Below are 6,543 nucleotides of genomic sequence, written 5' to 3'. Positions count from 1 at the left end.
CCCACGGGAGCGCCGCGGTGGCGTCCTGCTCCGCGGCGCTCTCCCCGACGTCCGGCCGGGCGTGTACGACCCGGCCCGCGAGAGGTCGTGTCCGATGATCTTCCCCCACACCGGCTCCGCCGACGCCGTGCTCGACCCCACCGACACCAGGAGGGGTGGCAGGGTGTACGACGAACTCGTCGGGCACGGCGTGGCCGGAGTGCCCGGACGCGAGGTGTTCGAGGCCCTGTGGCCGGGCGTGTACGACCAGGTCGGCGCGCAGTTCCTCGTGCGCGTCCCGGGCTCCGGGCGCGTCGCGGGCTACGCCTCCCTGCACGGGTTCAACTTCCAGGCGCGTCACGGCTGCTGCTCCCTGGCGGCGGACGAGGCGGTCCTGGGACCGCGGGGCACCACCGACGCCCACGCGCTCACCGTCAACTACGCGTTCTCCATGTGGAACCTCAGGAAGCTCTACCTGTGGACCCTGGAGGAGGACCCCTCCGCGTTGCGCCGCACCGGGGTCGAGGTCCGGCTGGAGGGCTCCCTGCCCGAGTACGTGCTCGTCGGGGGCACACTGCGCACGGCCCGCGTCTTCGCGGTCTACCGGGACGCGTGGGAGCGGACCGGGACCGGTTTCGTCGACGGGCGCGTCGGCCGGGCGGACCCCGCCTGAGGGTCCCGGCCCGCGGGGCCGGGGCGCCCGCGTCCGCGCGCCCGACACGGGGCGCCCTACGTACGGAGGACTGTTGGAGAACACGTCGGTGAACGGCTCCGGCCCGCGGGCCATGGTCCGCGCGCGCGGACTGACCAAGCGCTTCGGTGAGGTCGAGGCCGTCAGGGGGGTGGACCTGGACGTGGCCCCCGGCGAGCTGTTCGGCCTCCTCGGGCCCAACGGAGCGGGCAAGTCCACGCTGATCGGCATGCTCTCGACCCTGGTCACACCGACCTCCGGGACGGGCTCGATCGCGGGTTTCGACATCGTCCGGGAGCGGCCCGACGTGCGCCGCAGCATCGGCCTGGTGTTCCAGGAGCAGACCCTCGACCGCTACCTGACGGGTTGGTACAACCTCAGGTTCCACGCGGAGATCTACGGGGTGCCCCCGGGGGAGGTCGACGAGAGGGTCTCCCGAGCCCTGCGGGACGTGGGCCTGTGGGAGGACCGGGAGAGGCTCGCGGGAACCTACTCCGGCGGTATGCGGCGACGGTTGGAGATCGCCAGGGGGCTGCTGCACGGCCCGCGCCTGCTGTTCCTGGACGAGCCGACCGCCGGGCTCGACCCCCGCTCCAGGGAGGCCATCTGGGACCGGGTCAGGGAGCTCAACGAGCGCGAGGGCGTCACCGTGCTCATGACCACGCACTACCTGGAGGAGGCGGAGAACTGCGGCCGCATCGCCATCATCGACGGCGGTGAGATCGTCACGGTCGGCAGCCCCGCCGAACTCAAGGCGGGGATCGGGCGGGACCGCGTGGAGATCGTCGCGCGCGACCCCGGGGCGCTCTGCGAGCGGCTCCGGTCGATCCTGGACACGGCCCCGGTGGTCGAGGGCGACACCGTCTGGTTCACGGTGGCCGACGGGCGCCGGTTCGTCCCCCGTCTGTTCGCCGAGGCGGACACCGAGATCACGTCGGTTCAGGTCAGGTCGCCCTCGTTGGACGACGTCTTCCTCGCCCACACCGGCCGGGGCATCAACACCCCCGCGGAGGAGCGCGGCCGGGGGGCCGAGCCCTCCGTCGAGGGGGCCGGGCGGTGACCTCTCCCCCTACGATGACGGCATGGCTGAGGTAAGCGCGCGCGACGGCTCGTGGTCCTTCGACGGCGCGGCCGTGTGGATCACTCCGGGCCGCAGGTCCCACCAGCTGCGCCGTGCCCTGGGCGTGGTCTCGCTGCCGCTGCCCGCGCTGGCGGGCGTCGTCCTCGAACCCCGGCGCGGAGGCGGGACCCTGCGGGTGCACCTCCGCCCGGGCGCCGACCCCTTCACCGAGGTCACCCGGGGCCTGTTGGCCCGCAGGGGCGATCCGTACCAGCTCAGGGTCGGCCGCTCCCGCGTCCTGGTGGCCGAGTACTTCGCCGAGACCGTCACCGAGGAGCTCGCCGCCCTGCCCCCCGAGAGCGCCCCGGACCGGTACCTGGTCGGGGCCCCCGGGGCTCCGGTGCGTTCCGAGGCGGGTGACGCGTCCGTCGTCTTCGACGGGACCCACGTCTACATCAGGCCCAACTGGAAGGCGGAGGCGGCCAAACGCGCGGCGGGCCCCCAGCAGCTCGCGCTGGAGGACATCGCCGAGGTGCGGTGGACCTCCGTGGCGGGCGGCCACGACGGCAGCCTGAGGTTCGTGACGGCGGACGGCCGCGGCGACCGCACCGAGCCCCGGTACGACCCCTTCTCCGTTCACTGGAGCCAGTGGGGCCGCGACTACGAGGGCGGGACCACGGCCGCGGTGGCCACGGCAGTGGCCGCGCGGCTCCCCCACCCGTCGGCGCGGCGGGGGGAACTCGGGGGCTCCGCCCGGCGCGCGCTGCCGGAGGGGGAGGAGCGCTGAGCCGGATCAGCCGTCGCGGCGCCGGGCCACCCACAGCCCGTGCGCGAACGGTTCGGTCCTCAGGTGCTCGGCCTCGCACCCGGCCCCCTCGAAGGCCGCCGTGTACTGCTCCGGGGTGAACAGGGACATCTCCGTCGACTCGGTGGCGTGACGCAGCCCCTCCGCGGGGTCGGCCACGGCGTAGTGCACGACGATCGACATCCGGTCGCGCCGCCCGGGCACGGAGGCGGAGTGGGACAGGCGCATGATCGTGCGGTCGCCGTCCTCCACCACGTCCCGTGAGACGTACCCGGGCGTGAAACCGTCCGGGCCGATCCAGGGTTCCAGGAGGAGGAGCCCTCCCGGGTTCAGGTGGTCCGCGAGGGACCGGACCACGGCGGCCAGTTCCGCCTCCGACTCCAGGTGCGGGACGGCGAACAGGTAGGTGATGGCGTCGAAACGCGCCTCCAGCGCCGTCTCCCGCAGGTCCGAGCACCAGGTCCGCAGGCCCGGGACGCGCGCCCGGGCCAGCGCCAGCATCTCCCGCGACCCGTCCAGGCCCGCCACCTCGTCGAAGCGCTCCGCGAACGCGCGCAGGTGCAGGCCCGTCCCGCACGCCACGTCCAGCAGCGAGGCGGAGCCGGGCCGCCGCTCCCGGACGATCTCGCCGATCCGGTCGGCCTCGGCGGCGTAGTCCTTGCCCCGGTGGATCATCACCGCGTCGTAGACGGCGGCGTAGTAGGTGTCGTACATCCGATCGGTCCTTCGTCCATGGTCGGCGGACCCGGGGCGCCTGACGCCCCGGCCGCGGACCGTCCGGTCCGGTTCCGCGGCCTAGGGGGCCTCGGAGAAGAAGGGGAGGAACGGCCGGCCGCCCCCCTCGGCGGCGGCCAGGGCGAGGAGTACGCCCGCTCCGCCCGTGGCCAGGTCCATCGACAGCCGCGGCACCCGGCCGCCGTGGAAGGCGGTCTGCCCCCGGAAGGGCAGGGCGTACCACTCCAGTTCGGCGATCCGGGAGCGCAGCGCCTCGGGCGCTCCGCCCAGCCGGGCCAGCGCCGCCACCTGGCCCGCCTTGCCGTGGAACAGGTCCGCCTGGGCGTACAGCAGGGTGTGGCACGAACGGGTCAGCGCGGGGAGGCTCTCGGCGCAGCGCCCGTCCTCGCGGTGCTCCAGGAACTCCTTGACGACCAGGGCGACGCCCAGCCCCCCGGCGTCGATGTTGGGCAGGGCCCGCGCCCCGCGGTCGCGTACCAGCAGGGTGCCGTCCGGGGCCGAGACGCACTGGTCCAGGTCCAGGTGCAGGGCCCGCGCCGCGGTGTCGAGCCAGAGGCCGTCCCCCGTCGCCCGGTACAGGTTCAGCAGGGCCAGGGCCACGCCGCTCCATCCCCGCATGAGCCCCGCGCGTCCGGGCCTCGGGGGCTCCGTGGCCGCCTCCGCCTCCGCGACCGCCTCCGAGAGCCGCCCGCCCAGGGCGAGGGCGCGGGTCATGCGCGCGTCGCCCGCGCCGCCCCGGGAGAGGTGGACCAGCGCGGCGCACACGCCCGCCATGCCGGAGAAGAGGGAGATCCCGCCGCACTCGTCCCCGGCGTGGCGCTCCAGCAGGTCGTCGGCCTCGTCGCGGTGGCCGAGGTGGTCCAGGACGTAGGCCAGGCCGCTGACGCCGTCGTAGAAGCCCTGGCCGGGGGAGCGCAGCCGCCGCGCGGCGGAGACCAGCCACTCCTCGTGCTCCGGGAAGCGGTCCCCGCCCGCGCGCTCCAGCGCCCACAGGACACCGGCCGCGCCGTGGGCCACGCCGTAACCGCCGGAGAGGAACTGCTGGAGGTCCCCGGGGAACAGCCGGTCGGTCCGCTCCGGGGTCGCGGAGGCGGTGATGCCCGCCGCGACGGAGCCGAGGGACACGGGCGGGCGCCCGGGGGCCTCCTCCGGGCGCTCCGGGACCAGTTCGCGCTCGATCTCGTCGGCCCACTCGCGGGGGACGGGGTAGAGCTCGCGGAGCACGTCCACCAGCTCCGCGGCCTTGTGCGGAGACAGGGCGGTGATCCGGGAGAAGGGCAGGAAGACCGACAGGCGGGTCGCGGCCAGGGCGTACCGGTCGACCGCGGTGCCGACCCGGTCGGCGCTGGCGAACCCGGGGGCTCCGAGCGGCGCCCGGTGCCCCTCCCTCTTCGCGTCGAAGGCCAGTTCGTAGTCGATCAGGCAGACCTCGTCGTCCTCGTCCACCAGCACGTTGTTGGCGTGCAGGTCCGCGAAGACCAGGCCGCGGTCGTGGACGGCGTCGAGGATGGCCTCCAACCGGCCCAGGATGCGCAGGGCGCGCCCGGTGAAGGCGGCGAGGGAGTCCGCGTCGGCGTACGCCTCGGTGACGCCGGGGTGGTGCACGGCGCACCAGGAGCCCAGGGTCCGGCCCTCCTTGTACTCCTGGACCAGGAAGCGGTGGCCGCCCAGGGTGAAGCTGTCCAGGAACCGGGGCACGCCGGGCACCCCGTCCAGACGCCGCAGGTTCTCCTCCTCCCGTGTCTGGCGGGACACCGCGTCGCGCAGCTCGCGGTCGAGCCCGGCGTGGGGACGGGCCTCCTTGAGCACGACCCGGGTCCCGTCCTCCTCGCGGCGTCCCAGGTAGATCCCTCCGCCGTTGGAGAAGTGCAGGGCCCTGTCGATGAGGTAGGGCACGCGCTCCCCGGTGGAGCGGGCGTCGAGGTGCGGCTGGAGGAAGGAGGGGAGCACCACCCAGGGAGGCGGGGTGAACGAGGGCAGCCGGCGGTCCGGCACCAGCGCTCCGTCGGGGCCGCGCAGCGCCGGGACCCGGGAACCGTGCTCGTCGAGGCACCACATCTGGCGGAAGGCGCCGTATCTGACGTGCAGGGGCCCCCGGTCCCACCGCAGGTCGCTCAGGACGTAGGGGCCCGGCTGCCCTCCCACGCGCGCGGAGAGCGCGTGCAGGGTCCGTTCCAGCTCCTCCTCGTCGCGGGGGTAGACGGTGAGCAGCTTGCCGCTGGAGGCCCGGGGGGCGTACTTGGTGTTGGCCGCGACCAGGATGTTCCTGTTCAGCAGGTACTTGAACACCAGGCCGTGCTCCGTGCAGTGGTCCCACACCTCGCGGCAGACCGCGTCCGCGTTGTCCACGGTCGCCGAGACGTGGATCTTCCATCCCTGCTCGGGCAGGTCCGGAGCCTCCGGGGAGACGACGTGCCACAGGCCGTCGCGCTCGCGCCGCCAACCCGGGGGCGGGTCCAGCCTCGTGACGGAGAGGTCCGCCGGGGCCACGAGGGCGTTGGGGGAGTCGTCCGTGAGCCTGCTCGGCTCCTCGAAGAACAACGGGTCCGCGAGCGTGTACATCTCGACCAGGTCGAGCATGGGGGCTTCCCTCCGGGATGGGCGGTGTGGCGGGTGCTGCGTCCGGCTCGCGGGCGGCGGCTCAGCCGCGGTCCGGGCCCTCGGACCGTCTCGAACGCGGTCCGCGCGCGATCCGGTCGAGGATGGGCGCCCCCTTGGCGGTCCAGGCGGCGCGGGAGACCGAGTAGAAGTGCAGGTCCCACAAACGGCCCTGGAAGTAGACGTGCCGGGGGAGGGACGCCTCCCGGGGGGTGGTGGCGAGCGCCGAACCGAATTTCCCCAGACTCGCGTCCGTCGTCAGAACGTATACCTTCCGCAGGTAATCCCAGTGGGCGAAGGCGTAGTTGACGAGCATCATCATGGACTCGGCCCCCACACCCACGGGAAGACGGTCCGTGCGCATGAAGATGCCCAGTTTCACGTGCCCCGCCGGATCGTGTTCGCGAATCGACGCGAAACCGAGGACCTCGCCCGTACTGCGGAATTGGATCTCGAATACGTCGACGAAGCGCTTGGCCACCGAGTGGTAGGACTCGATGAAGGCGTCTCGTGACGGAAGGCTTTCCAGGCCCAGTTCCACGAGGAGGTCGTAGAGTTCTCCGACCTTCTCCGGGGCGATGGGACCGAACCTGATACGCGGGGTCTCCAGGTGCAGTGTGAGCATGGCGCCACACCCTAGTGTCCGCGCCGAGGCGCGGATCCCCCCTCCCGCCG

Annotated in this window: 6 protein-coding genes; 3 read left to right on the top strand and 3 right to left on the bottom strand. The window is 73.6% G+C overall.

Translation table 11 applies throughout. From position 1 onward, the window contains the following. From DQW06_RS15230 to DQW06_RS15220, 3 genes are all read left to right on the top strand, one after another. Positions 1 to 652 (top strand): GNAT family protein (locus DQW06_RS15230; RefSeq protein WP_232833029.1); only part of this gene is annotated, 652 nt, incomplete at its 5' end. A 73-nt stretch (positions 653 to 725) separates the two neighbouring features. Beyond that, complete coding sequence (locus DQW06_RS15225; protein ID WP_071623070.1) at positions 726 to 1,730, top strand: ATP-binding cassette domain-containing protein; 1,005 nt, start codon at positions 726 to 728, stop codon at positions 1,728 to 1,730. A 22-nt stretch (positions 1,731 to 1,752) separates the two neighbouring features. Next, entirely contained in the window at positions 1,753 to 2,517 is a 765-nt protein-coding gene (locus DQW06_RS15220) for a DUF4429 domain-containing protein (RefSeq protein WP_013155726.1), read from the top strand. A gap of 6 nt (positions 2,518 to 2,523) precedes the next feature. On the opposite strand, the gene DQW06_RS15215 is transcribed toward DQW06_RS15220, so the two are convergent. The 3 genes from DQW06_RS15215 to DQW06_RS15205 all read right to left on the bottom strand — a co-directional run bounded on the left by DQW06_RS15215 (position 2,524) and on the right by DQW06_RS15205 (position 6,493). Continuing rightward, positions 2,524 to 3,249: a class I SAM-dependent methyltransferase gene (locus tag DQW06_RS15215; RefSeq protein WP_071623069.1), complete on the bottom strand. Its 726-nt coding sequence runs from the start codon at positions 3,247 to 3,249 to the stop codon at positions 2,524 to 2,526. Positions 3,250 to 3,330: 81 nt separating this feature from the next. Further along, positions 3,331 to 5,850 (bottom strand): class III lanthionine synthetase LanKC, encoded by a 2,520-nt coding sequence (gene lanKC, locus DQW06_RS15210; RefSeq protein WP_117198737.1) that lies wholly within the window; start codon positions 5,848 to 5,850, stop codon positions 3,331 to 3,333. A 61-nt stretch (positions 5,851 to 5,911) separates the two neighbouring features. Continuing rightward, entirely contained in the window at positions 5,912 to 6,493 is a 582-nt protein-coding gene (locus DQW06_RS15205) for a GNAT family N-acetyltransferase (RefSeq protein ID WP_013155723.1), read from the bottom strand. Positions 6,494 to 6,543: the final 50 nt, after the last annotated feature.

Origin of the sequence: Nocardiopsis sp. TNDT3 (assembly GCF_003427465.1) — a bacterium.
In the GTDB taxonomy this organism is placed as follows: Bacteria; Actinomycetota; Actinomycetes; order Streptosporangiales; family Streptosporangiaceae; genus Nocardiopsis; species Nocardiopsis dassonvillei.
Note: the sequence above shows the minus strand (reverse complement) of the source record. Positions and strands in the feature narration are given on the sequence as shown.

Bases quoted from the DNA above. Each gene is read 5' to 3' on its own strand.
- DQW06_RS15220 (WP_013155726.1), top strand. From the start codon at position 1,753: ATGGCTGAGGTAAGCGCGCGCGACGGCTCGTGGTCCTTCGACGGCGCG.
- DQW06_RS15215 (WP_071623069.1), bottom strand. From the start codon at position 3,249: ATGTACGACACCTACTACGCCGCCGTCTACGACGCGGTGATGATCCAC.
- lanKC (WP_117198737.1), bottom strand. From the start codon at position 5,850: ATGCTCGACCTGGTCGAGATGTACACGCTCGCGGACCCGTTGTTCTTC.
- DQW06_RS15205 (WP_013155723.1), bottom strand. From the start codon at position 6,493: ATGCTCACACTGCACCTGGAGACCCCGCGTATCAGGTTCGGTCCCATC.